The organism is Amycolatopsis mongoliensis (assembly GCF_030285665.1).
Lineage (GTDB): Bacteria > Actinomycetota > Actinomycetes > Mycobacteriales > Pseudonocardiaceae > Amycolatopsis > Amycolatopsis mongoliensis.
The window spans coordinates 6,971,883-6,992,468 of record NZ_CP127295.1; the positions used below are offsets into that span (position 1 = coordinate 6,971,883).

23 protein-coding genes and 2 pseudogenes are annotated in these 20,586 nt (G+C 72.8%); 11 read left to right on the plus strand and 14 right to left on the minus strand.

Features of this window, described 5'->3' with window-relative positions; genetic code table 11:
* Positions 1 to 9: 9 nt before the first annotated feature.
* Entirely contained in the window at positions 10 to 1,284 is a 1,275-nt protein-coding gene (locus QRX60_RS33475; RefSeq protein ID WP_285995428.1) for an alpha/beta fold hydrolase, read from the minus strand.
* 109 nt (positions 1,285 to 1,393) lie between these two features.
* On the opposite strand from QRX60_RS33475, the gene QRX60_RS33480 reads away from it, so the two are divergent.
* Both QRX60_RS33480 and QRX60_RS33485 read left to right on the plus strand, forming a co-directional pair.
* Positions 1,394 to 1,996, plus strand: coding sequence for a TetR/AcrR family transcriptional regulator (locus QRX60_RS33480; protein WP_285995429.1), 603 nt, complete (start codon positions 1,394 to 1,396; stop codon positions 1,994 to 1,996).
* A 142-nt stretch (positions 1,997 to 2,138) separates the two neighbouring features.
* A complete protein-coding gene (locus tag QRX60_RS33485) occupies positions 2,139 to 3,104 on the plus strand; it encodes a sensor histidine kinase (RefSeq protein ID WP_285995430.1) in 966 nt (321 codons plus the stop codon).
* Positions 3,105 to 3,113: 9 nt separating this feature from the next.
* On the opposite strand, the gene QRX60_RS33490 is transcribed toward QRX60_RS33485, so the two are convergent.
* From QRX60_RS33490 to QRX60_RS33500, 3 genes are all read right to left on the minus strand, one after another.
* On the minus strand, positions 3,114 to 3,806 hold the full coding sequence (locus tag QRX60_RS33490; RefSeq protein WP_285995431.1) for a signal peptidase II: 693 nt from the start codon (positions 3,804 to 3,806) through the stop codon (positions 3,114 to 3,116).
* Between the two features lie 181 nt (positions 3,807 to 3,987).
* Positions 3,988 to 4,917, minus strand: coding sequence for a GNAT family N-acetyltransferase (locus QRX60_RS33495; RefSeq protein WP_285995432.1), 930 nt, complete (start codon positions 4,915 to 4,917; stop codon positions 3,988 to 3,990).
* A gap of 47 nt (positions 4,918 to 4,964) precedes the next feature.
* Positions 4,965 to 5,432 carry a glycogen operon protein GlgX gene (locus QRX60_RS33500; protein ID WP_285995433.1) on the minus strand — a complete coding sequence of 156 codons (468 nt, stop codon included), beginning with the start codon at positions 5,430 to 5,432 and terminating at the stop codon, positions 4,965 to 4,967.
* Positions 5,433 to 5,529: 97 nt separating this feature from the next.
* Between QRX60_RS33500 and QRX60_RS33505 the strand changes: the two genes are divergently transcribed.
* Both QRX60_RS33505 and QRX60_RS33510 read left to right on the plus strand, forming a co-directional pair.
* Positions 5,530 to 6,261, plus strand: a complete 732-nt coding sequence (locus QRX60_RS33505; protein WP_285995434.1) for a TetR family transcriptional regulator — start codon at positions 5,530 to 5,532, stop codon at positions 6,259 to 6,261.
* 47 nt (positions 6,262 to 6,308) lie between these two features.
* Positions 6,309 to 7,193 carry a hypothetical protein gene (locus tag QRX60_RS33510; protein WP_285995435.1) on the plus strand — a complete coding sequence of 295 codons (885 nt, stop codon included), beginning with the start codon at positions 6,309 to 6,311 and terminating at the stop codon, positions 7,191 to 7,193.
* Between the two features lies 1 nt (position 7,194).
* Here QRX60_RS33510 and QRX60_RS33515 read toward each other — a convergent pair whose 3' ends face one another.
* Positions 7,195 to 8,844, minus strand: coding sequence for a CotH kinase family protein (locus tag QRX60_RS33515; protein ID WP_285995436.1), 1,650 nt, complete (start codon positions 8,842 to 8,844; stop codon positions 7,195 to 7,197).
* A gap of 88 nt (positions 8,845 to 8,932) precedes the next feature.
* The gene (locus QRX60_RS33520) at positions 8,933 to 9,628 is read right to left on the minus strand and encodes a TetR/AcrR family transcriptional regulator (RefSeq protein ID WP_285995437.1); all 696 of its coding nucleotides are present in this window, start codon (positions 9,626 to 9,628) and stop codon (positions 8,933 to 8,935) included.
* 71 nt (positions 9,629 to 9,699) lie between these two features.
* Here QRX60_RS33520 and QRX60_RS33525 point away from each other — a divergent pair, with 71 nt between their 5' ends.
* A complete protein-coding gene (locus tag QRX60_RS33525) occupies positions 9,700 to 10,806 on the plus strand; it encodes an FAD-dependent oxidoreductase (protein ID WP_285995438.1) in 1,107 nt (368 codons plus the stop codon).
* Between the two features lie 39 nt (positions 10,807 to 10,845).
* On the opposite strand, the gene QRX60_RS33530 is transcribed toward QRX60_RS33525, so the two are convergent.
* Both QRX60_RS33530 and QRX60_RS33535 read right to left on the minus strand, forming a co-directional pair.
* Positions 10,846 to 11,448, minus strand: a complete 603-nt coding sequence (locus QRX60_RS33530) for a hypothetical protein (protein WP_285995439.1) — start codon at positions 11,446 to 11,448, stop codon at positions 10,846 to 10,848.
* Between the two features lie 75 nt (positions 11,449 to 11,523).
* Positions 11,524 to 11,964 (minus strand): DUF6069 family protein, encoded by a 441-nt coding sequence (locus QRX60_RS33535; RefSeq protein ID WP_285995440.1) that lies wholly within the window; start codon positions 11,962 to 11,964, stop codon positions 11,524 to 11,526.
* A gap of 47 nt (positions 11,965 to 12,011) precedes the next feature.
* Between QRX60_RS33535 and QRX60_RS33540 the strand changes: the two genes are divergently transcribed.
* Positions 12,012 to 12,530, plus strand: a complete 519-nt coding sequence (locus QRX60_RS33540; protein ID WP_285995441.1) for a MarR family winged helix-turn-helix transcriptional regulator — start codon at positions 12,012 to 12,014, stop codon at positions 12,528 to 12,530.
* 36 nt (positions 12,531 to 12,566) lie between these two features.
* Here QRX60_RS33540 and QRX60_RS33545 read toward each other — a convergent pair whose 3' ends face one another.
* Positions 12,567 to 13,838: a vanadium-dependent haloperoxidase gene (locus QRX60_RS33545; RefSeq protein WP_285995442.1), complete on the minus strand. Its 1,272-nt coding sequence runs from the start codon at positions 13,836 to 13,838 to the stop codon at positions 12,567 to 12,569.
* Positions 13,839 to 13,950: 112 nt separating this feature from the next.
* On the opposite strand from QRX60_RS33545, the gene QRX60_RS33550 reads away from it, so the two are divergent.
* Both QRX60_RS33550 and QRX60_RS33555 read left to right on the plus strand, forming a co-directional pair.
* Complete coding sequence (locus QRX60_RS33550) at positions 13,951 to 14,532, plus strand: RNA polymerase sigma factor (RefSeq protein ID WP_285995443.1); 582 nt, start codon at positions 13,951 to 13,953, stop codon at positions 14,530 to 14,532.
* Positions 14,529 to 15,200, plus strand: coding sequence for a QcrA and Rieske domain-containing protein (locus QRX60_RS33555; RefSeq protein ID WP_285995444.1), 672 nt, complete (start codon positions 14,529 to 14,531; stop codon positions 15,198 to 15,200). Before QRX60_RS33550 ends, QRX60_RS33555 begins: the two co-directional genes overlap by 4 nt.
* 4 nt (positions 15,201 to 15,204) lie before the next feature.
* Here the strand turns inward: QRX60_RS33555 and QRX60_RS33560 are convergent, their stop codons facing one another.
* The 3 genes and pseudogenes from QRX60_RS33560 to QRX60_RS33570 all read right to left on the minus strand — a co-directional run.
* Entirely contained in the window at positions 15,205 to 15,972 is a 768-nt protein-coding gene (locus QRX60_RS33560) for an SDR family NAD(P)-dependent oxidoreductase (RefSeq protein WP_286003753.1), read from the minus strand.
* A complete protein-coding gene (locus QRX60_RS33565; RefSeq protein ID WP_285995445.1) occupies positions 15,969 to 16,349 on the minus strand; it encodes an acyl-CoA-like ligand-binding transcription factor in 381 nt (126 codons plus the stop codon). The genes QRX60_RS33560 and QRX60_RS33565 overlap by 4 nt, the downstream gene beginning before the upstream one ends.
* A 43-nt stretch (positions 16,350 to 16,392) precedes the next feature.
* A pseudogene (locus QRX60_RS33570) lies at positions 16,393 to 16,545 on the minus strand (helix-turn-helix domain-containing protein); the annotation flags it as partial.
* A 155-nt stretch (positions 16,546 to 16,700) separates the two neighbouring features.
* Here QRX60_RS33570 and QRX60_RS51480 point away from each other — a divergent pair.
* Both QRX60_RS51480 and QRX60_RS51485 read left to right on the plus strand, forming a co-directional pair.
* Positions 16,701 to 16,784 (plus strand): annotated as a pseudogene (locus tag QRX60_RS51480) (hypothetical protein); the annotation flags it as partial.
* Between the two features lie 197 nt (positions 16,785 to 16,981).
* A complete protein-coding gene (locus tag QRX60_RS51485; protein WP_332845884.1) occupies positions 16,982 to 17,371 on the plus strand; it encodes a Rossmann-fold NAD(P)-binding domain-containing protein in 390 nt (129 codons plus the stop codon).
* Here QRX60_RS51485 and QRX60_RS33580 read toward each other — a convergent pair.
* Positions 17,368 to 18,102 (minus strand): cupin domain-containing protein, encoded by a 735-nt coding sequence (locus tag QRX60_RS33580; RefSeq protein ID WP_285995446.1) that lies wholly within the window; start codon positions 18,100 to 18,102, stop codon positions 17,368 to 17,370. The genes QRX60_RS51485 and QRX60_RS33580 overlap by 4 nt on opposite strands.
* Positions 18,103 to 18,113: 11 nt before the next feature.
* Positions 18,114 to 18,671 (minus strand): TetR/AcrR family transcriptional regulator, encoded by a 558-nt coding sequence (locus tag QRX60_RS33585; RefSeq protein WP_285995447.1) that lies wholly within the window; start codon positions 18,669 to 18,671, stop codon positions 18,114 to 18,116.
* A 243-nt stretch (positions 18,672 to 18,914) separates the two neighbouring features.
* Between QRX60_RS33585 and QRX60_RS33590 the strand changes: the two genes are divergently transcribed.
* Positions 18,915 to 20,540, plus strand: coding sequence for an IS1634 family transposase (locus QRX60_RS33590; RefSeq protein WP_285995448.1), 1,626 nt, complete (start codon positions 18,915 to 18,917; stop codon positions 20,538 to 20,540).
* Positions 20,541 to 20,586 lie beyond the last annotated feature (46 nt).

Here is a 20,586-nt window from a genome sequence, read left to right on the forward strand (position 1 = left end):
CGGCTCCCTTCAGGCGCCGAGGACGAGATCGGCGACGCGGTCCGGCTGCTCGAGCTGCGGCTGGTGGCCCGCTTCGCGCACGACGGTGAACTCGGCGCCTTCGTCGTTCTCCCCGGCGAAAGCCGCCGCATAGGCGCGTCCGTAGGACAGGTCGGCGATCCCGTCGCTCTCGCCCCAGACGACCCGGACCGGCAGCCGCACCGATTCGAGCCGGGCCCGCAGGGCCGGGTCGTGCATGTACGGGTCGCCGGCATAGCCGTTCAACGCCACTGCGTTGCCCTGCATCGCGGCGAGGCGTTCCGGCGGCAGGACCGACGGGTCCAGCCGGAAGCGGTCGGGGGAGTGGAAGACGAAGTCGGCGAGCTTGTCCGGCGGGATCGTCGACAGATCGGTGATCGGGTGCCCGTCGACGGTGATCCCGACGGCGTCCAGCAGCACGAGCCGGCCGACGCGGTGCGCCGAAGCGTCCCCGGCGTCGCGGGCCGCCTGCTCGTCGGCGCCCATCTGTGCCGCGATCCACCCGCCGACCGAGTTGCCGGCGACGAGCGCGTCCCGCACGCCGAGCTCGCCGAGCACGCGCCGGAAGAGCCGGGCCAGCGCGGGGACGTCGGTGACGCCGCCGGCGGCCGGGGTGCCGTCGAAGCCGGGGATGACCGGCGTGAGCACCCTCGACCCGCGCGCGGCGAGGACGGCCGCCAGGCCGGCCACCGAAGCGGGACCCGCGCCGCCGTGCAGGAGCAGGACCGGCCGCCCGGCACCGCGCTCTTCGACCCGGACGACCACGTCGTCGTCGAGCCGGACGTCGGTGGTCACCGGCGTCTCGCTCGCGTAGGTCGTCGCCGGTTCGGTGTGGTAGCGGGCCATGAGCTCGGTGATCTCGTCGCCCTGGGCGGGCCGCCCGGTCTCGGCGGCGAACGCGCGCAGGTCGCGGAAGTACTGGACGTAGAGGTCCGGGGTGAACGTGTTGAGGATGACCGCGGGCTCGTCGCCCGGGTTCGCGAAGGTGTGCGGTGCGCCCGGCGGCACCATGACCAGGGTTCCGGCGGGAGCGTCGTGGGTTTCTTCGCCCACCGTGAAGCGGACCGTGCCGCGCACGACGTAGAAGCCCTCGTCGTGCTGGGCGTGCCGGTGCTGCGGCGGGCCGGGCGTGTGCGGGGCGACGACGATCTCGCCCAGGCCCAGCCGGTGCTCGGTGGTGCTGCCGTCCTCGAGGATCCGCAGCTGGATCGGGCCCGTCAGGGTGATCTCGCCGTCTTCGGGGCCGACGATCGCGATGCGTGTCATACCGCTCCTTGTGAGAGTGAACTGTCACGAGGAAGGTAGACCCTCATCTGGCGTTCATGCAAGTGGACTCTTATGATGAGAGTCGGCTCAGGTGTGGAAGGTGGCAGTGATGGACGGCGGACGGGTCAACCAGAAGCGGCGGACGCGCACCGCGATCGTGACGGCCGCGACCGAGCTCGTCCGGGACGGCCGGACGGTGACGATGCCCGAGGTCGCCAAGGCCGCGGAGGTGTCCGAGGCGACCGCCTACCGCTACTTCCCGGACCTGGCGAGCCTCCTGCGGGAAGCCGTCGCGGGGACGCTCTTCGACCCGGCCGAGGCGCTCGCGCCGTTCGCCGGCCGCACGGATCCCGTCGTCCGCGTCGCCGCCGCGACGGAGCACCTGCTGCGGCACGTCCTGACCCACGAGGGTGCGGTCCGCGCCATGATCGCGGCGACGATCACCCGGCCCGCCGACCCGACCGCCCGGCCCGGCCTGCGCTTCGGCCTCATCGACGCGGCGCTGGCGCCACCGGCCGAGCTCGGTGGGCTCGACGAGCGGGCGCTGGCCCAGCTGAAGCGCGATCTCGCGGTCGTCATGAGTGCCGAGGCGCTGTTCGGGCTCACCGATCTCCACGGCCTGCCCGCCGGGGAGGCCGTGGAGAGCATCGTCCACACCGCGAGCGTGCTCACGCGAGCCGCGGTCGGCGCAGGGCCTGCCGGGCGAAGCTGATCGGCGCGCGCACGGTCCGCATCGCCGTCGTCGGGTGTGGGGAGGCGGCGTACTCTCGGACCGTGCAGATGCCGACACAGCGGGACAGCAGGCCGTCTTCACCGGTCCGCGGCCTGACCGGCGTCCCGGTGGAGCGCGTGTCATGAGCGCCGGCCCGGGGGTCGCCCGCCGGGGTTACGACCACGCCGCCGTCCACTACGGCTCGGACGCCGAACTGCTCGCCGTCGCCGTGCCGTTCCTCGAAGGCGGTCTGGCCGCGGGCGAGCCGACCTTCGTGTCGCTGGCGCCGGACCGGGCCGAGCTGGTGCGCCGGGCGCTCTCCCCGTCGGCGGACGCGCGGTACCTGACCGTGGACGAGGTCTACGTGCGGCCCGCCGCCGCGATCAAGTCCTACCGCGAGCTGATGGCCGGGCTCGTCGCCGGCGGCGCCGCCGGCATCCGCATCTTCGGCGAGCTCCCGCGCACCGCGATCGACCGGTCATGGGACTGGTGGGCCCGCTACGAGGCCGCGGTCAACCACGCCTACGACGAGTTCCCGCTGCGCAGCATGTGCGCCTACGACACGCGGACCACCCCGCGGCACGTGCTCGACGACGTCGCCCGCACGCACCCTTTCGTCGCCACGCCCGGCGGGCACCGGAGCAACGCGGGCTACGTCGACCCGCCGGCGTTCCTGGCCGACCCGCGGCCGATGACGCCCCACCCGATCCAGCACGCCCTTCCGCTCGTGGAGTTCACCGACCCGCAGCCCCCGGCCGCCCGCCGCGCCGTTCTCGACATCACCAAGACCGACCTGCCCGCCGGCGAAATCGACGACCTCGTCCTGGCGGTCAGCGAGATCGTCGACAACGCGGTGCGCCACGGCCGCCCGCCGGTGACGATGCGGATCTGGGCGGACGCCGACCACATGGTCGTGACGGTGCACGACACCGGAGAAGGCCCCGGCGACCCGTTCGCCGGACTGCTGCCGGCCGGCCGGCAGATCGGCGGCCGCGGGCTGTGGATCGCGCACCAGATCTGCAGCCAGGTGACCCTGCACCGCGACGAGACCGGCTTCACCGTCCGGCTCATCGCGGGGAACACCTGGCTCCGCTGTCCCGCGGACTGAACCGCCGGCTCACCGGTCCGCGGAAGTCCGGTGGGCGCGCGGAGGGTGCGTCGCCCCGCCGTAGTGGGTGGCCCCGAGCGTCACGGCGGCGACGAGCACGGCGGCGCCGGTGACGGTCAGGATGCGCGCCGGGGTGCGCAGCCGCAGCGGCGGGTGGGGGATGTCGGCGCCGGTGCAGGACAGCTTCGCCGTGGCCCACCGGTAACCCTGGGCGAGGGCGAACACCAAGGTCGCTCCGACGATGAAGAAGTCCGCGACGTTGAAGGTGTACTTGCCGAGCGGGACGAAGTCGATGGCGCCGCGGACGCTGCCCGGCGCGGTGAGGTGGTGCAGCCCGAGGCGGTCGAGCAGGTTGCTCGTCCAGCCGCCGATCGCGAGCGCGGCCGACGCCCGCAGGAGCACCGGGTGCCGGCGGCGCAGGAGGAGCAGCATCGCGGCGGTCAGCGTCGCGCTGCCGGCGAGGTCGAGCACCGCCCCCGTCACCGGACCGGCGTACCAGGCGCCGACGACCGGCCCGACCAGCGGGTTGCCGCCGAAGTTGATGTGCGCCCGGGGCACTTCGCGCCAGGCCCATGCCTTGGTCACCTGGTCCGCGACGACGACCAGGACCAGGGCGAACGCCGTCCAGGGCGGTCGGAAGACCTTCGCGCCGAGAGCTACCGCTTCGAGCCGGGGCGTCCCGGCGGTGCCGTCCAGTGTCATCGCTGCCTCACAGCCCAGGCCGGGCGACCACGGCCCATGACTCGTCCGGGCGGCGGGGGCAGCGTGGAATCGCGGGGTTGGGGAATACCCCACCACCGGCGTCGTCAAACCCCGCCCGCGGGAACGCTTGTGTCCATTGTGGACTCGCGGGCGGGGCGGGCCGCTCGGCCCGCGGTCTTGATCACCGGCGCATCCCGGGACAGCTCCCGGAAGCCGACGCCGAAGTACAGCCCGCGGGCCCGGGGGTGGCCCGGCGCGCCCAGGCAGGCGACCGTAGCGTGCCGCGCTCCCGCGTCCCGGGCCCGGTGCATCCCGTGCGCATCACCGCCCGGCCGAGCCCGCGGCGCCGGTGGTCCGGGTGCGTCCCGACCGGCTCGAACTCGACGGTCTTGTTCACCTCGTCGAGCCACAGGATCGCCGAGGCGGCCATCGTCCCGTCCGGTGCCTCCACCAGCACGTGCAGGTCGCCGCGGTAGGCCGGGGTCTGCCGGACTCCTTCGTAGCTCGCGGCCGTGTACGCCGAGGGGGACCAGCCGGCCAGATGGGCCTCGACCGCGGCTTCCGGCCCGGCTTCCTCCGCGGTACGGAAGCGGAACCCCGCCGGCAGCACCGGTTCCTCGATCTCGGCGAGTTCGCGTTCGTTGAGCTGGGTCCACGACCCCTGGTCGCCGAGGGCACCCGGGTCGGGCTCGTAGCCGTGGGCAGCCCAGCGCGCCAGCGCGAACTCGTCGGCCGCGCCCGGCAGCGCCGTGCGCTCGATGTCGCCCGCCGTCGCGTCGAACCAGGCGATCACGTCGTCGATCAGCCCGGCGTGGTCCGGGTGGACCTGGTGCACCAGGGACGCGCCGGTGACGTCCTTCACCGACCTGTCGTTGCGCCGCACCCGGTGCGGGAGCTGGGCCCAGCCCCACGCCACCAGCTCGTCACCGGAGAACCACAGCCGGCGCGGCCAGCTCGCGTTGTGGTCGGCGTGCCCGCGGCCCCAGTTCCAGGCCAGCTCGCCGTACGACGCGTCGCCGTTCACCAGCTCCGGCCGGGTGGCGGTGATGTGCTGCGCCAGGCCCTGCATGAGCTCGACGTCCCCGGCGGTCAGCAGCTCGACGGTCCCCATGGCCGGTCACTGTGTCAGGACCCCGCGAACCCGTCGAACCGTTTCGGCTACAGCCGTTCGGGGATGCCCGCGAGGACCGCGCCCAGGCTCGGCAGCCACCGCTGGTGCGGATCGGGGGCCGCGAGCCACTCCGTCGCGACTTCCACCCGCCGGGCCCCGACCGGCAGGGGCAGGAGCGTGCCCCACGCGAGCACCTCGACGTTCCTGGGCAGGGCGGAGCGCGGGGGGATCAGGCCGTCGGTCTCGGCGAGGAGCGCCACCCGCGCGCCGTGCTGGGTCGGGAGGTGCATGGCCGGTCCCTGGCAGCCCGTCGCCGCGAGGCGGGTCAGGACCGGGCCGGCGCTGAGCTTGGGCAGCGTCACCGCGCAGATCCCGTTCTCCAGTGCCAGGAACGGGTGGACGCCACGCCATTTCACCGGCCAGCCGAAGAGGCGGCCGTAGTAGGCGTCGACCCGGTCGCCCGCCGGGTCCCGGGGCGGGGCGGGGCTCGTCGGCACCTGCTGGTCGAGCGACATCGTCGACGCCTTTCCGCTGGGGGTGGGGTGAGGAACTCACCCGTCAGCCTAACGGCACTCAGTGCCGTTAGCAAGTGTGGCTGCTACCGTCCCGGCCATGACGGATTCGCCGCGCCGCGCGCCGGCCACCCGGGTCGGGGCGACCCCCGCGGGCCGGCGGCAGCTGCGCCGCGCCCTCGCCTCCGCGGCCGTGGACCTGTTCGCGGCCAACGGCTACGAGGCCACCACGGTGGACGACATCGCGGCCGCCGCCGGCGTCGGGCGCCGCACGTTCTTCCGGTACTTCGACGCCAAGGACGACGTGCTCTTCGCCAACCACGACGAGATCGTGGCGGAGATGGAGGAGGAGTTCGCCGCCGCCGACCCCGCGCGCGACCCGGTCGAGGTGGCGTGCGCCGCAGTCGGCCTGGTGCTCGACTCCTACGCCGCCGACCTCGACGTGTCGCTCAAGCGGTTCGCCCTCACCCGCGCGGTTCCCTCGTTGCGGGACAAGGAGGTCGCGACCGTCGACCGCTACCAGCGGGTGCTCGCGCGCTACCTGCAGGCACGCTACGAGGAACAGGGCGACGAGACGGCGAGCCTGCGCGCGGCCGTTGCCGCGGCGGCGATCGCGGCCGCCAACAACCACGTCCTCCGGCGCTGGCTGCGCACCGGCGGCACCGGTGACATCAAGGCGGCCGCGGCCGAGGCGTTCGCGCTGGTCGTCGACGCGTTCCGGGCCACGGGGCGCGACGAGGCCACGGTGGTCGCGGTCCTGACGACCGCCACCCCGCTGCACGAGGTCGTCGCCCAGGTGGGTGCCGTCCTGCGGAGCAGTGAACGGCACTGAGTGCCATCCTGGCTCGCCGGGACCCGAACCCGGTTTACACTCGATCCGTGGCGCAGCGGAAGAACGTCAAACCGACGCCGTTCCGCGAAAGAAACGGCAAAAACCCGTTCAACGCTTCCGGCGTGGTGCGGACGGGTTCCCGGCGTTTCACCTTCGTCGACAACAAAGACCCCACCGCTTTGTTCGAAATGACGTTCGACGCCGACGTGGAGACGGTCGACCGGATCCGTCGGCGCCGGTTGACCGGCGCCGACGGCCTGGGTGATCCCGAAGGCCTCGCCCGGGCCGACCTCGACGGCGGGACCTTCCTCATCGTCTCCTCCTCGCTGTCGGTCGCAGAGGCCGGCCGGCGGTATCGGAGCAACGACGGCCTGGTGCGCGTCCGGTACCTCCCCGACGGCGACCTGCCCGCCGAACCGATGGCGGGGTTCCGCGACTGGCTGCTCGCGCACGTGCCCGCGCTCGCCGCGGCCGGCCGGCTGGAGCCGGACGCCGGGGGGCTCAACATCGAAGGTCTCGCCTGGGACGCGCACGCGGGCGCGTTGCTGTTCGGCCTGCGGGGACCGGCCGTCCCCGGCCGCGTCACCATGGTTCAGGTTCCGGTCGACCTCGGCCGGAACTGGACGACCGCGGCGCTGGGGACACCCGTCCTGCTGTCCGCCCGGCTGCCTCCCTGGGCCGAGGTGCAAGGCATCCGCGACATTTCCCGCGACGCGCGAACCGGTGCCTTCCTGCTGCTGCTCGGCCGGTCGGCCAGCCACGGCGAGGTCCCGTTCCGGCTCGGCACGTGGAACCGCGGCGACGACGAAGTCCGGCTGCTCGACGTCACCTTCCACCGCAGTGCGAAGCCGGAAGGCGTCACGACGTTCGCCGTCGGCGACGAGTGGAAGATCCTCGTCGTCGACGACGAAGGTGGCTACGCGGTCCTCTGACTCAGGAGAAGTACAGTTTCGACGCCGTGGCGTCCTGGTGGACCCGGGGCCGCCCGCTCGCCGCGGGGTCGGTGCCGAAAGCCGCGCTCGCACCGGTCCGGACGCTCGTCAGCGTGAAATAGCCGCTGTAGGCGAATTCGTCGTCCGGCGGGTCGACCGGGACGACCGAGAACTCTTCGGCGTGGTCGGAGTCGTCCGCGGCGTGCGTGCACAGCAGTTCGTGACCCTGGCCCGACGTCGTCTTGCTCGCGTGGAGGAAACGGCCGGATGCCTTGCTGGTGAGCGACTTCCCGGTGCCGAGAGTGCCGAAGCACCACAGGTCCCCGCCTTCGACGTTCGCCGGCCGGAGCCGGTGGACGACTTCGAAACTCTCCGGATCCCCCGGAACGGTTTCGGTGCCACTGGCGTGCATGCACTCGTTGGTGACGTCCTCGCGGACGTAGGCTCCGTCGGCACCCGGCAGGCCGCCGCAGAGGTAACCGGCGGACGTGGCGAGCCGGAGCTGCTTCCGGACCGTGGTGATCTGTGTGGGCACGTCGGGCACGCCGAGGCCGGTCAGCAGCACCGCCATCCGCTCGAGCAGCGGTTTGAGCACCGTCTCCTGCGTCCGGTAGCCGAACACGCTGTCGCGGTAGGCGCGGATCTGGCCGATCAGCTGAGCGCGGCGGCCGGCGTCGTCGCGCACGAGCTTGGCGAGCAGCCCGGCCGTGTCGATCCGGAAGTGCCGGGCGGGTTGCAGGGTCTGGTCGAGTCCCCACGGGATCATCTTGAACTTGACGTCGTGCACGCCGGGCGCCGCGACGGCGTCCACGTCGTTGTACACGTAGGTGTTGTTGGTGTTGCGGGAATAGCCGTCCCAGTGCTTGAGGAAGAACTCCATCGCGTAGACCTTGACGAACTGGTCGAGGTCGAACACCTCGCTCGCGCCGGCCAGCCCGTGCGCGGCGATGTGGTCGATGGCGAGCCGCAGATCGGCCTTGTCCTCGAACTTCGACAGCGGTTCCACCCCGATGAAGCCGAACCTCTGGTCGACGAAGTCGTCCTTGTGCTCGAGCTCGTACAGGTTCCCTTTCGTGCTGTCGAAATTGCGTTCGATGTAGCGCGGCATGACCGGCTCGACATTCACGAAGACGCCGGGGGCGGTCACGCCGGCGACTCCTTGGCCGATCGGGGTGCCGTTCACCAGCACCTGGGCGAAGTTGCCCCGGGAATGGGGGAGCCCGGCGAGCTCGAACAGCCGGTAGCCGAGCAGCTGCCGGGCGAAGGAGGCGTCCTGGACCGAGTTGTTGAGCGTCAGGTAGCGCGAGCCGATCAGCTTCTGGACCGGGGCCTTGTTGGCGTCGAGGAACTTCCCGAAGTCGATGTGCAGACAGGGTTTGTCGCTGTTGAGCGAGCCGCAGAAGGACTTCTTCTTGATCCCCACGTCGGGAAAGGAAGTCTTCGCGGGGAACTTCGTCCCGGATATCTCGACCGAAGCCGCCTTGCGCCAGGTGAAACGGCTGCCCCCGGCCCAGTCGAAGTTGCACGTCCCGCCGGCCGGCTGCTCGGTGCGCACCGCGTCCCAGTCCGCCGGCGGCATCGTGATGTTGATCGTCAGCACATTGTCGATCTCGTAGAGGGAATCGAGTGCTCGCTGCTCCTGATCGCCCATCCGGTCAGTGTACGACGGAATACGTCCGGTTCCGGCGCCCGGAAATTCAGCAATGAATTTCGCGACGGCACCGGTTTTCGTGGGTGTATCACCCGGCCCGTCCCGGTCTGGCAGGCAGGTGCACGGCCGTGATGCCGGCGAGGACGAGGTCCACCCCGGCGAGGAACTGCTCGCGGTCGTCGTGCCCGCGCACTTCGGCCGCCACCGCCCGGGTGAACGGGTAGTCGTCCGGGTCCAGCTCCTCCCAGGCTTTCGACACGGCGTCGAGGAACTCGGCGCGGCTCGCGTGGGGCACGGCGCTCGTGGCGTTCGCGGCGTTCTGGCCGGCGGCGCCGAGGATGTAGGTGACGAGGGCGGAGGTCGTCGTGAACCGGTGGCCTTCGGGCACGCCCAGCGCGTGGACCCGGCGGCCGATGGCTTCGAAGATGCGCGGCGTCACCGATCCCCACGGGCTGCGCGAGAGCTGGGACGTCAGCTGCGTGGCCAGCCAGGGGTGGTGCTCGATCGCGTCGTACAAGCCCAGCGCGACCGCGCGGATCCCGTCGCGCGGTGCACCGGCGGGTTCGACGGTCAGCGCGGCGGCGATGACGCCGTCGGTGGCGGCCTCGAGCAGCTCGCCCTTGTTCGCCACGTGCCAGTAGATCGCCCCCGCCCCGGTCGCGAGGCGTTCGGTCAGGGTCCGGAACGTCAGCCCGGCCTCGCCGGAGGTGTCGAGCAGCTCGACCGCCGCCTCGACGATCCGGTCCCGGCTGAGTGCCTCGGTGCGGCGGGTGCGTGGTGCCATGCCCTCATCTTGACATGACTGGAACGGTGTTCCAATATGGAATGACATTCCACAACGGCGGAGGAGTCACCATGAACGTCACGATCATCGGCGCCGGGCTCGGCGGCCTCGTCCTCGCTCGCGTCCTGCACGTCCACGGCATCCCGGTCACGGTGTACGAGGCCGAGACGTCCCCGGCTGCGCGTGCGCAGGGCGGGATGCTCGACATCCACGACCACAACGGCCAGGTCGCCCTCGAAGCGGCGGGCCTGGCGGACGGGTTCCGCGCGCTCGTCCTGGACGGCCGCCAGGCCGTCCGGGTCCTCGGCCACGACGGCTCGGTCCTGTACGACGAACCCGACGACGGCACCGGAGGACGCCCCGAAGTGCAGCGCGGCGAGCTCCGGCAGCTCCTGCTCGACTCGCTCCCGGACGGCACCGTCCACTGGGGACACAAGGTCGGCGGCGTCCGCGGGCTGGGCGACGGCCGCCACGAGGTGACCTTCGCCGGCGGCACCACCGTCACCACAAGCTTGCTGGTCGGCGCGGACGGCGCCTGGTCGAAGGTCCGGCCGCTGCTGTCGGCGGCCACCCCCGAGTACACCGGCCGCTCGTTCGTCGAGACCTTCCTGTACGACGGCGACACCCGGCACCCGGCCGCCGCGACGGCGGTCGGTGGCGGCTCCCTGTTCGCGCTCGCGCCGGGCAAGGGGATCCAGGCCCACCGCGAGAAGGGCGGCACCCTGCACACCTACGTGGCGCTGACCGAGCCGGTGGAGTGGTTCGGCGACTTCGGCGACGCGGCCGCCGCGACCGACCGGACGGCGCGGGAGTTCGCGGGCTGGGCGCCGGAGCTCACCGAGCTGATCACCGGCAGCGACACCGCGCCGGTCCTGCGTCCCCTCCACACGCTGCCGATCGGGCACCGGTGGGACCGGGTCCCGGGCGTGACGCTCGTCGGGGACGCCGCCCACCTCGCGGCCCCGAACGGCGAAGGCGCGAACCTGGCCATGCTCGACGGCGCCGAGCTCGGCCGGGCCCTCGCCGCGCACGACGACGTCGAGGCCGCGCTCGCCGAGTACGAACAGGCCATGTTCGCCCGCGGCGCCGAAGCCGCGGCCGACGGCACGGAACTCCACGAGCTCCTCTTCGGCGACGACGCACCCCACGGCCTGGTCGCCCTGTTCCGGGGCCGGTGAGCCCGCCCGGCTACCGCCTGCGGACTGACCGCGAGCGGCTCAAAGCTGGTCGCGGCCGGTGCGGAAGAACGCCGTCACCGCGCCGGTGAGGTCGCGCAGCGGGCGGGCGGCCCCGAACGGCGCGTTCCAGAACTCGCCCTCCCGCGCCTCGAACGGCCCGACGTAGGCGTAGGGCTCGCCCAGGTAGCCGTCGCCGGGGGAGACGCCGTAGTTGACCTCGTCGACGGTGATCGCGACGTCGAAGTGCTCGGGCCACAGCACCGGGGTGGCGTCCGGCGCGAAGTCGCGCAGCGCCCGGTCCCCCTCCGCGAAGGCCGCCGACAAGGCCTCCAGCGCGTCCGCGTCGAAGGTGATCGTCTCGGAGGGCCGGACACCGGGGCCGTCGGAGTAGACGCCCGCCGGCTCGCCCGCCTCGAACCCGGCTTCCGCCGCGACCGCGGCGTAGGTGCGCCCGGCCAGCGGTACCCGGGCGGAGTCCGTGCGGAGCTCGTCGCCGTCGACGCTCAGCGCGGGCCCGGCGACGGTCGCGAACCCGCCCTCGGTCACCCGGAGGTCGATGCGCCCGGTCGCGCGGTGCTGCGGGCCCGCCAGCAGCAGCTCCGCGACGCCGTGCAGGGATCGTCTCGTCGGTTCCCAGTCCATCCGAACTCCTCCGGTGCGGCCCGGGAGGGTGCCGGGCACGGTGCCTGCTGTCGAAGCAGTGTCCCGGAGCCGGTGTCACCCGCGGTGCGCGCGTACCTGCTGGACGCCCTCCGCGGCCGGTGCCGTCGCCGGATCCCGCAGGGTCGGGCGCAACGCGAGGACGGCCGCCGTCGTGACCACCAGGTGCATGAGCATCAGCCCCACGACGTTGGCGGCGGTCGCGCCCGCGGTCAGGAGCAGCAGGTCCGGGATCCACGTCAGGACGAGGACCGCGGGGACGACCACGCGCAGCGCCTTCGGGGCCCGGCGGGCGATCAGGAACCAGCCGGCGGTGCCGAGGAGCAGCCCGAGCACGGTCGCTGGCAGGTAGGAGGCGGCGTTGAGTCCCACGCCGATCCCGCCGTCGTCGAGGGAGGACGCGGTGAGCGCGATGACGGCGTTGACGGCGGCGGCCGCCACGACGGCGACCCCCAGGCGAAGGGCCGTGGCGGACGTCCGGGTGGCGGTGGTGGTCATCGCTCCTCCTTGGGTTGCGTGTTAAACCCAAAGGTAGATTGAGTTGCGTGTTAAAGTCAAGCGTGGACGAGCAGGGTGCAGAGGAGCCGTTCGAGCGGCTGGGCAAAGACGAGCGGCGGGTGTGGATCAATCTCGCGAAGGTCCTGCTCACCTTGCCGGGAGCGCTGGAGAGCCAGCTGCTGCGCGACGCCGACCTGACGTTGCTGGGCTACATGATCCTGGCGCGGCTTTCGGTGGTGCCGGGGGAGAACCTGCGGATGAGCGAGATCGCCGAGATGGCCAACGGGTCCCTGCCGCGGATTTCCCACGCGGTGGCCCGGCTGGAGGATCGCGGGTGGGTGACCCGGAAGGTGTGCACGGGTCAGGGGCGCCGCTTCACGATCGCGACCCTGACCGACGCCGGCCGCGCGCACCTGGCGGCCGCGTCGCCCGCGCACGTGGCGAACGTGCGGCGCCTGGTGGTCGACCCGCTCGGCGACGACTTCGTGCGGCTCGGGGACGCCGTCGAGCGGATCGTCGAGAACCTGGGGCTGCCCACCGAAGTCCTCAAGCGGCCGAAGGCCTGACCGGCGACCGCGCCGGCCAGGCCCGTCACCGGAGCGTCACGACCGGAGGACGAACGCGGCGACGTCGCCGCCCAGCTGGCGCCCGGCTTCGTGGTCGAGGCGGGTGTGCACGCCGGCGACGATCCGGCTCGAGCCCGCCTCGTCGGCGGAGTCCTGGAACGTCGCGAACCGCCGGACCACGCCCGGCAGCGCCTCGGACGTCACGTCCAGGGGCCACCGCGGGCCGTATTCCCGCCGCAGCACCAGGGCACCCGCCTGCGAGATGACGCTGTGCGCGCCCGGGTACGCCGGATCCGCCGGGGTGGTGGCGAGGCTGGACCAGTCCGGGATGCCGTCCGTCGCCGGGTTGCCGTCTTCGGCGGCGAGCCGGATCGCGGTGACCGGCCGCCAGATCCGGTAGTGGTACTTCGCTTCGTAGAACGCGATCACCGCGTCGGCGAACGTCAGGTTCAGCCGCGCGAACACGCGCGCTGCGACCAGCAGGCTGCTCCGGGAACCGCCGACGACCGACTGGGCGATCTCGTTCCAGTAGTTCCAGATCGGCGCCGCCCAGAACCGCGCCTGCAGCGTCTCGTCGGCGGTGCGGGTGGTGCTGGTGTCGCGCCCGGCCGCCGCGACTTCGCGCACCGCTCGCGCGTACTGGGCACCGGCCAGCGCGGGATGGGGCCCGGGCCGGAACTGCCCCGCCCGGTCGAGCACGAACGGCGTCACCGCGGCCCAGTGCGTGAACGCCGCGGGCGCGAACGCGGGCGGCGTCGGCCGGTACTGGCCGGGTGCCGTGCCCGGTGGCAGCACCGGCGGGACCGCGGCCGATCCGTCGCCGGAGCGCAGGCCGAGCAGCAGCCGGGCCACGAGCCGCCCGGCCCGCACGCCGGCCTGGCGTCCCGCCGGGTTCACCGCGGCGAGCTGCCCGGCCAGCAGGCTGGCGAACTCGCCGGCCCGGGTGGGGTAGAGCGCGGCCAGGACGTCGTGGGCGGCCTGCGCCGCCGCCGCTTCCGGGGCCGCCGCGCCCGGGACGTCGACGGTGAACAGGTACGGCCGCCCGGTCCCGGCGGTGGCGACGACGGCGTCGTGCATCGCCGCGTGCAGCAGGGCGAAAGCGCGGGTCGGGTGCACGGTCGCGGGCTGGAGGCCGGCCGTGCGCACGGTGGTCAGCAGCGCGCGGTTCCAGGCGAGGACGACGTCCGCGCCACCCGGCCGGGCCGGTGCCGCCGCGGCGGCGGGTCGCGGCAGGCCGGTGGTGGCGAGCACGGCGGCGGCCGCCCCGCCGGTGACGAGCAGGTGCCGGCGCGACATCGATGTGGTCATTGCTCTCCCCGGATCGTCGGAAGGTCCGCTTGCCGATACGGTCGCCGGTTACGCCGTAACCCGGACGCGTATCCCTCAGGTGGCGGGAGAATCGGCGGGGAGAAGGCGGGCGGTGCCGGTGGCACAGCGGTTCCGGCGCAGGCGCGCCGAAGAGGGCGACGCGGGCGCGACGCCGCCCGCGCGGCTGCACGTGGTCGGCGCGGACGTCTACCCGGACTGGGAGGCGGTCTACCGCGACAACGTCGATCGCGTGTACCGGCTGATGTTCTCCAAGGTGGGCAACCGGCCCGACGCGGAGGACCTCACCACCGAGGTCTTCCTGACGGCGTTGCGGCCGCTGCGCGTCTCGGCGAGCGTGGGCGAGGTCCGGGCGTACCTGCTGGCCACCGCGCGGACGGTGCTGGCCGGGCACTGGCGGCGCACCCTCGGCCGGGAGATCACCACCTTGGACGAGGAGCGCGACATCGCGGCCTTCGAGGCCGACCCGATCGACCCGCGGACGCCGGCCCGCGCCGAGGCGATCCTCGGTCAGCTGCCCGAGCGGTACGGCCGCATCCTGCGGCTGCGGTTCCTGCAGGCGTGCTCGCTCAAGGAAGCCGCGGCGGAGCTCGGCATCACCGTCGGCAACGCGAAGGTGCTGCAGCACCGCGCTTTGCGGCAGGCGGCCCAGCTGGCGGAAGGGAGCCGGACGTGACCACTCGAGGTGTCCGCCGGTTCGTCAAGGACCTGCTGAGCCGGCGCCGGCCGCGCCCGTTCGCGGCCGGCCCCGGTGACGAAGCCGAGCTGCGGACCGCGGTGCTGCTGCGCGCGGCCCGGCCGGGAGCCGCGGCGGCGAGCGAGGAGTTCGTCGCCGGGCTGCACCGGCGGCTCGCCCAGGAGCTCGGGGACCCCGCACCCGCGCGCGGCGGCAACCGCCGCCGCTTCATCCAGGTGTCCTCGGCCGCGGCGGTGGCGGCCGCGGCGGGCGCGGGCGTCGAGCACCTGGTGACGTCGGGAGCCGAGCCGGCGGCCCAGGAGGAGACCCTGCGTCCCGAGAACGGCGAGTGGCGGGCGGTCGTGGCGGGGCACGACCTGCCCGAAGGCGCGGTGCTGCCGTTCGACTTCGGTGCGGTGGCGGGGTTCGTCCAGCGCTCGGGAGGTGAGGTCCGCGCGGTTTCGGCGACCTGCACGCACCTGGGCTGCCGGCTGAACCTGGACGCCCCGGCGCGGCGGCTGAACTGCCCGTGCCACCGGACGTCGTTCGCGGTGGACGGCGTGGTCCTGACCCACCAGCTGCCGGTGACGCCGCCGCCGCTGCCGCACCTGGTGGTGCGCGAAGCCGGGGGAGTGGTCGAGGTGCTGGTCCCGGCGGCGGGGGCGTGACCGGTCAGCGCAGGTACGACGCGCCGTTGACGTCGAGGATCGCGCCGGAACTCCACGCCGCCTCCGGGGAGGCGAGGTGGACGATCGCCGCGGCGACGTCCTCGGGAGTGCCGACCCTGCCGAACGGGCTCTGCTCCCGCAGCGCCTCGCCGCCCGGGCCGGCGAGCTTGGCCTCCTGGCGCTCGGTCGCGACGAACCCCGGCGCCACCGACGTCACGGAAATCCCGTGCGGGGCAAGGGCGATCGCCATCGACTGGCCGAACGCGTGCAGGGCCGCCTTGCTCGCGCCGTAGGCCGGGTGCTCGGGTTCGCCGCGGAACGCGCCGCGCGAGCCGACGTTGACGATGCTGCCCGGGCGGCCGTGCTCGATCAGGTGCCGGGCCACCGCCCAGGTGACGTTCGCGGCGCCGAGGAGGTTGACGTCGACCGTGCGCCGCCACACCGCCACCCACTGGTCGTACCCGACTTCGGGAACGGCGTGCCGGGTCTGCTCCGTCGGGGCCTGGGCGGCGTTGTTGACCAGGACGTCGATGCGGCCGAGCGCCGCGATCGCTTCGTCGGCGACCTGGCGTGCCGCGGCCGGATCGCCCAGGTCGCCGGCTAGGCACGTGTGCCCGGACCCCGCCAGCTCGCGCAGCGTCGTCTCGGCGTCGTCGCGCCGGGTGGCGTACTGCACCGCGACGCGGTACCCGCGCGCCGCGAAGGCCACCGCGGTCGCCCGGCCGATGCCGCGCGATCCGCCCGTCACCAGCACGCCCTTCTGGTCGGTCATCGGTCGTCTCCCGGGGGTGCGGACAGGGCCCGCAGCTCGGCGAAAGCTTGCGAGAGATGGACATCGAGGCTCTGCGACGGGTCGTCGATCCAGGCCTGGGCCGCGTGGTGGAAGGTCGCCCAGCCGGTCTGCGCGGCCAGGCCCGCCGGCCCGCCGGGGACCCCGCGCCGGCGCAGCGCTTCGGCCAGGGCATCGGTGAGTGACGCGTGCTTGGCCAGCTCGCGTTCGCGCAGCGCCGGGGTCGCGGCGATGATCGCCAGCCGCGGCTCGGAGAACGGGCGGTTGGCCTCGAGGATCCGCGCGGCCTGCCGGAACGCGCACAGCAGAATCTCGAACGGCGTCAGGCCGTCGGGCGCCTCGGCCACGGCCTGGGTCATCGTGTCGCGCAGGGTCGGCTTCGCCGTCGAAGAGCACTTCGCGCTTGTCCGCGAAGTGCCGGAAGTACGTGCGCTCGTTGAGACTGGCCCGCGCGGCGATCTCCGCGGTCGTGGTCCGGTCGAACCCGCGTTCCCCGTACAGGTCGAGAGCCGCTTGCTGGAGGCGGCGGCGCGCTTCCGCTCCGCTTCGTGGCACGAGCCGAGGCTACCGCATTCCGTCAGTGACTGGCGTCACGGTGCGCCAGTAACCGGCGCTCCGCGTAATGCCAGTAACTGGCCCTAAGTCGTCTCGACGGGAGTCTTCCCGTGCATGTCTTCGTCACCGGGGGTTCCGGCCAGACCGGCCCCACCGTGGTCGCCGGGCTCCTCGCGGCCGGTCACACCGTCACCGGCCTCGCGCGCTCGGAGGCCGCGGCCGCGCGGCTGGAATCGTTGGGCGCCAACGCACTCCGCGGTGCGCTGGAAGACCTCGCTGCCTTGCGCGGCGACTTCGCCGACCCGGACGACCTGACGCGGCGCGACACGGCCGCGATCGAGGCGCTCGGCGGGCCGGGGGCGGGCAAGCCGTTCGTCAGCACGTCGCGTGCCTGGCCCCGACCGTCCACGGCCCGCGAGGCCACGGCTTCCTCCCGATGCTCATCGCCACGGCCCGCAAGACCGGCGTGTCGGCCTATGTCGGCGAGGGTGGCAACCGCTGGCCCGCGGTCCACCGCCGTGATGCGGCGATCCTGTTCCGGCTGGCCTTGGAAGAAGCTCCCGCCGGCAGCGTGCTGCACGGCGTGGCCGAAAGCGTGACGTTCAAGAGCATCGCGGAAACGATCGCCCGCAAGCTCGGTCTGCCCGCGGTTTCCCTGACCCCGGACGAAGCCGCGACGCACTTCGCGAGCCCGTTCATGGCCCGCGTCCACGGCTTCGACGGGCCGGTCTCCGGCATCGGGACGCGGCGGCTGCTCGGCTGGGAGCCCAGCCACCCGGGTCTGCTGGACGACCTGGAGCGCGGCGACTACTTCGTCGCGCCCTAGCTTTCCAGCGGGTCCAGGCGAGGAGTCTCGCCCGGCCCCACGGGGAAGTGGGCGATGAACGTGACGCCGTCCTCCTGCGCGTCGAAGCGGGCGATGCGCGTCGCTTCCGGCTCGTAGAAGACATCGCCGGGCCGCAGCACCGCCGCGGGTTCGCCCTCGATCCGGTAGACGGCCGAACCGGCTTCGATGCTGCCGAACACCGGTCCATTGTGGACGTGCAGGCCCGGGCCGTGGCCGGGGGCGATGGTGATGCGGCGGATCTCGACGAGCTCGACCAGGCGGGGTGCCGGGAGGTACTGCTCCAGTACCAGCGTCCGGGTGACGGGCGCGGTCGGGACGGGCGCGGGCTCGGCGCCGGCGACCGGGTCGCCGATCTCCGTCGGGGTGCCGTCGTCGGGGATCTCTTCGATGGCCAGGTGCGTCATCGGCGAAGTGTCGGTCGCGCCGTGCCAGTGCCATTCGCCGGCGGCGACGCGGACCGTGTCGCCCGGCCTTATCAGCTGGGCCGGGGCGCCCCGTCGTTGCACGTACCCGGTGCCGTCGGTGACGACGAGGACCTGGCCGAGCGGGTGCCGGTGCCAGCGCGTGCGGGCCCCGGGCGCGAACTGCACGCGGTCGACCCGGGTCCGTGACGGACCTTCGGGGACGGCGAGCGACGTGACCCACGCACTGCCGGAGATCACGTCGGCGGGTGCGGGGGAGCTGGCCGGGGGAACGGGGCGGACGTGCACGAAGGGACTCCTCAGAAGGCGGTGAGCAGGGAGAGGATGCCGGAAACGGCCTGGTCGAACGGTTCGGGCGCGTTCGCGGCACGGGCCAGCACGTAGCCGCCCTGCAGGACGGCTACGACGGTGGCGGCCAGTGCCGTGGTGTCCAGCCCGGCGGGCAGTTCGCCCGTGGCCCGGCCCTCGTCGAGGACCTCCGCCAAGCGGGCCCGCAGGCGCGTCAGGGTCTCGTCGACCGGCGCGCGCAGCTCCGGATCGGCGACGATCCCGGGGTCCTGCGTGAGCCGGCCGATCGGGCAGCCCCTGAGCACTTCGCGCTCACGACGCAGGTACGCGGTGATCCGCTCGACGGCGGTCCCGGGCGTGCGCAGCTGCGCCTCGGCGGCCGCCAGAAGCTCGTCCGCGCTGCGCTGCACGGCTTCCAGCGCCAGCTCCCGCTTGCCGGAGAAGTGGTGGTACATGCTGCCTTGCCCGGCGCCGGCGTGCTGCTGGATGGCCTTGGGGCTGGTGCCCACGTAGCCGCGTTCCCACAGCAGCTCGCGGGTGCTGTCGATGAGCTGGTCCCGGGTGTCCACGCCGAACACTGTACATACTAGTAGGTACAGAGGCCAGAGTGCGGCCTCCCGCACATCCCGGAGGACCACCCGCTCAGCGCGGAGATCCGGGAGGCCGAGCGGTTGCTGGACCGCCTCGCCGTGCTCTGACGCCCGCGACCGCCGGTCAGCGCGATCGGTGACGGTCGGCTAGCCCCGTCTTTCGCACGTGAGGGTGGTTGGGGCCGGAACAGCGATTGGTCTTGATCATCTTATCGTGGTGGGATGCGGGAACGACGGTCTCGGCAGCCGATGGCCTATGGCGGGCCGAGTGTGGAGAAGATGCTGGGTGCGTTGCCGGTGGTGGCCGAGTACTGCCACCGGCTGGACCTGGCCGGGATCGTCGATCGGGCCTGCCCGATCCGGGCGGATGTGGCGATCCTGACCCATGGTCAGGTGATCGAGGCGCTGGTGGCGAACCGGCTGACGTCGCCGTCGCCGTTGTACCGGGTGCAGGACTGGGCACGCGCCTGGGCGGTCGAGGAGGCGCTCGACGTGGACCCGGCCGCGCTGGGTGATGACCGGATCGCCCGTGCTTTGGACGCGATCGCGCCGGAACTCGACAGGATTGTCGGATCGGTTGGGGCGCAAGCGATCGCCGCGTTCGGGGTCGATGTGTCCCGGCTGCACTGGGACATGACCTCGATCTCGCTGTATGGCGCCTACGAGCAGGCCGATGACCAGTTCGCGACCCCGAAGTTCGGTCATCCGAAGGACCGCCGCCCGGATCTGAAGCAGGTCCAGGCCGGGCTGGCGGTCACCGGGGATGGCGGGATCCCGCTCTGGCACCGCGCCTACGACGGCAACGCCGGCGAGGTGGCCCAGGTCGTGGGTGCGATGACCGCGTTGAAAGACGTCGCCGGGCCGAGGAGTTTCCTGCTCGTCGGCGACTCCAAACTCATCTCCTACGGCAATCTGCACGCGATGATCACAGCCGGGGTGGAGTTCATCGCCCCGGCGTCCAAGCTCTACGTCGGTGCCGCCGAGCTGGCCGGGCTCGACATCGACGAAGCCACCACCGTGGACTACACCGCGGAACGTGACGCGGGCAAGCCCGCCGATCACGCTGGCGCCTGGCGGGTGCGTGAGGACACGCTGACCGTGCCCGGCAAGAAGAAGACCGATCCCGCGCTCCGGTTGCGGCGGGTGTTCGTGCACTCCAGCGCGCGAGCCGCGGCGGCCGTCACGGCACGGGCCAAGAAGCTCGACCGCGCCCGCGACGACCTGGAACGGCTGACTCGCGGCCTGGGATCGCGGCACTACCCGGCTGAGCAGGCCGTGACCGACCGGGTCACCGCCATCGCCCGCGACCGCCGGGTGAAAACCTATCTGCGCAGCGAGACCGGCACCGACCCCGCCACCGGCAAACCCACCCTGACCTGGTGGTTCGACCAGGCCGCCCTGGACACGGAAGCTGCTACCGACGGCTGGTACGCCCTGCTCACCAACCTGCCCGCCACCATCGACGCCGCCTCGGTGCTGATCCGCTACAAGGGCCAGGAAGGGGTGGAACGCCGTTACAGCGCGTTCAAGGGCCCACTCGCGGTCGCGCCGATGTTCCTCAAGACCAACCGGCGCATCGAAGCCCTGATCACCGTGATCTGCCTGGCACTGCTGATCTTCTGCCTGGTCGAGCGTTCCGTTCACCGAGCCCTCGCCCCGGACACCACCATGACCGGGCTGTATCCCGGCCAGAAGGCCAAGCCCACCGGCATGCTCATTTTCCAGGCCCTGGCCGGGCTACGGCTGATCCCGGCCACCAACGGCCAACCCGCGACCATCCCGCAACCCGGCCCTGTCCAGGCCCGACTACTCGACCTTCTTGCCGTCGACCCCACCCAACCACCATGATCAACGAATCCCGGCGATTTCCGGGAGCATCTCACTCACTCCCATG

Excerpts from the sequence above, each read along its gene's own strand:
- QRX60_RS33475 (WP_285995428.1), bottom strand. The coding sequence starts at position 1,284 with ATGACACGCATCGCGATCGTCGGCCCCGAAGACGGCGAGATCACCCTG.
- QRX60_RS33480 (WP_285995429.1), top strand. The coding sequence starts at position 1,394 with ATGGACGGCGGACGGGTCAACCAGAAGCGGCGGACGCGCACCGCGATC.
- QRX60_RS33485 (WP_285995430.1), top strand. The coding sequence starts at position 2,139 with ATGAGCGCCGGCCCGGGGGTCGCCCGCCGGGGTTACGACCACGCCGCC.
- QRX60_RS33490 (WP_285995431.1), bottom strand. The coding sequence starts at position 3,806 with ATGACACTGGACGGCACCGCCGGGACGCCCCGGCTCGAAGCGGTAGCT.
- QRX60_RS33495 (WP_285995432.1), bottom strand. The coding sequence starts at position 4,917 with ATGGGGACCGTCGAGCTGCTGACCGCCGGGGACGTCGAGCTCATGCAG.
- QRX60_RS33500 (WP_285995433.1), bottom strand. The coding sequence starts at position 5,432 with ATGTCGCTCGACCAGCAGGTGCCGACGAGCCCCGCCCCGCCCCGGGAC.
- QRX60_RS33505 (WP_285995434.1), top strand. The coding sequence starts at position 5,530 with ATGACGGATTCGCCGCGCCGCGCGCCGGCCACCCGGGTCGGGGCGACC.
- QRX60_RS33515 (WP_285995436.1), bottom strand. The coding sequence starts at position 8,844 with ATGGGCGATCAGGAGCAGCGAGCACTCGATTCCCTCTACGAGATCGAC.
- QRX60_RS33520 (WP_285995437.1), bottom strand. The coding sequence starts at position 9,628 with ATGGCACCACGCACCCGCCGCACCGAGGCACTCAGCCGGGACCGGATC.
- QRX60_RS33525 (WP_285995438.1), top strand. The coding sequence starts at position 9,700 with ATGAACGTCACGATCATCGGCGCCGGGCTCGGCGGCCTCGTCCTCGCT.
- QRX60_RS33530 (WP_285995439.1), bottom strand. The coding sequence starts at position 11,448 with ATGGACTGGGAACCGACGAGACGATCCCTGCACGGCGTCGCGGAGCTG.
- QRX60_RS33535 (WP_285995440.1), bottom strand. The coding sequence starts at position 11,964 with ATGACCACCACCGCCACCCGGACGTCCGCCACGGCCCTTCGCCTGGGG.
- QRX60_RS33545 (WP_285995442.1), bottom strand. The coding sequence starts at position 13,838 with ATGACCACATCGATGTCGCGCCGGCACCTGCTCGTCACCGGCGGGGCG.
- QRX60_RS33560 (WP_286003753.1), bottom strand. The coding sequence starts at position 15,972 with ATGACCGACCAGAAGGGCGTGCTGGTGACGGGCGGATCGCGCGGCATC.
- QRX60_RS33565 (WP_285995445.1), bottom strand. The coding sequence starts at position 16,349 with ATGACCCAGGCCGTGGCCGAGGCGCCCGACGGCCTGACGCCGTTCGAG.
- QRX60_RS51485 (WP_332845884.1), top strand. The coding sequence starts at position 16,982 with ATGCTCATCGCCACGGCCCGCAAGACCGGCGTGTCGGCCTATGTCGGC.
- QRX60_RS33590 (WP_285995448.1), top strand. The coding sequence starts at position 18,915 with ATGCGGGAACGACGGTCTCGGCAGCCGATGGCCTATGGCGGGCCGAGT.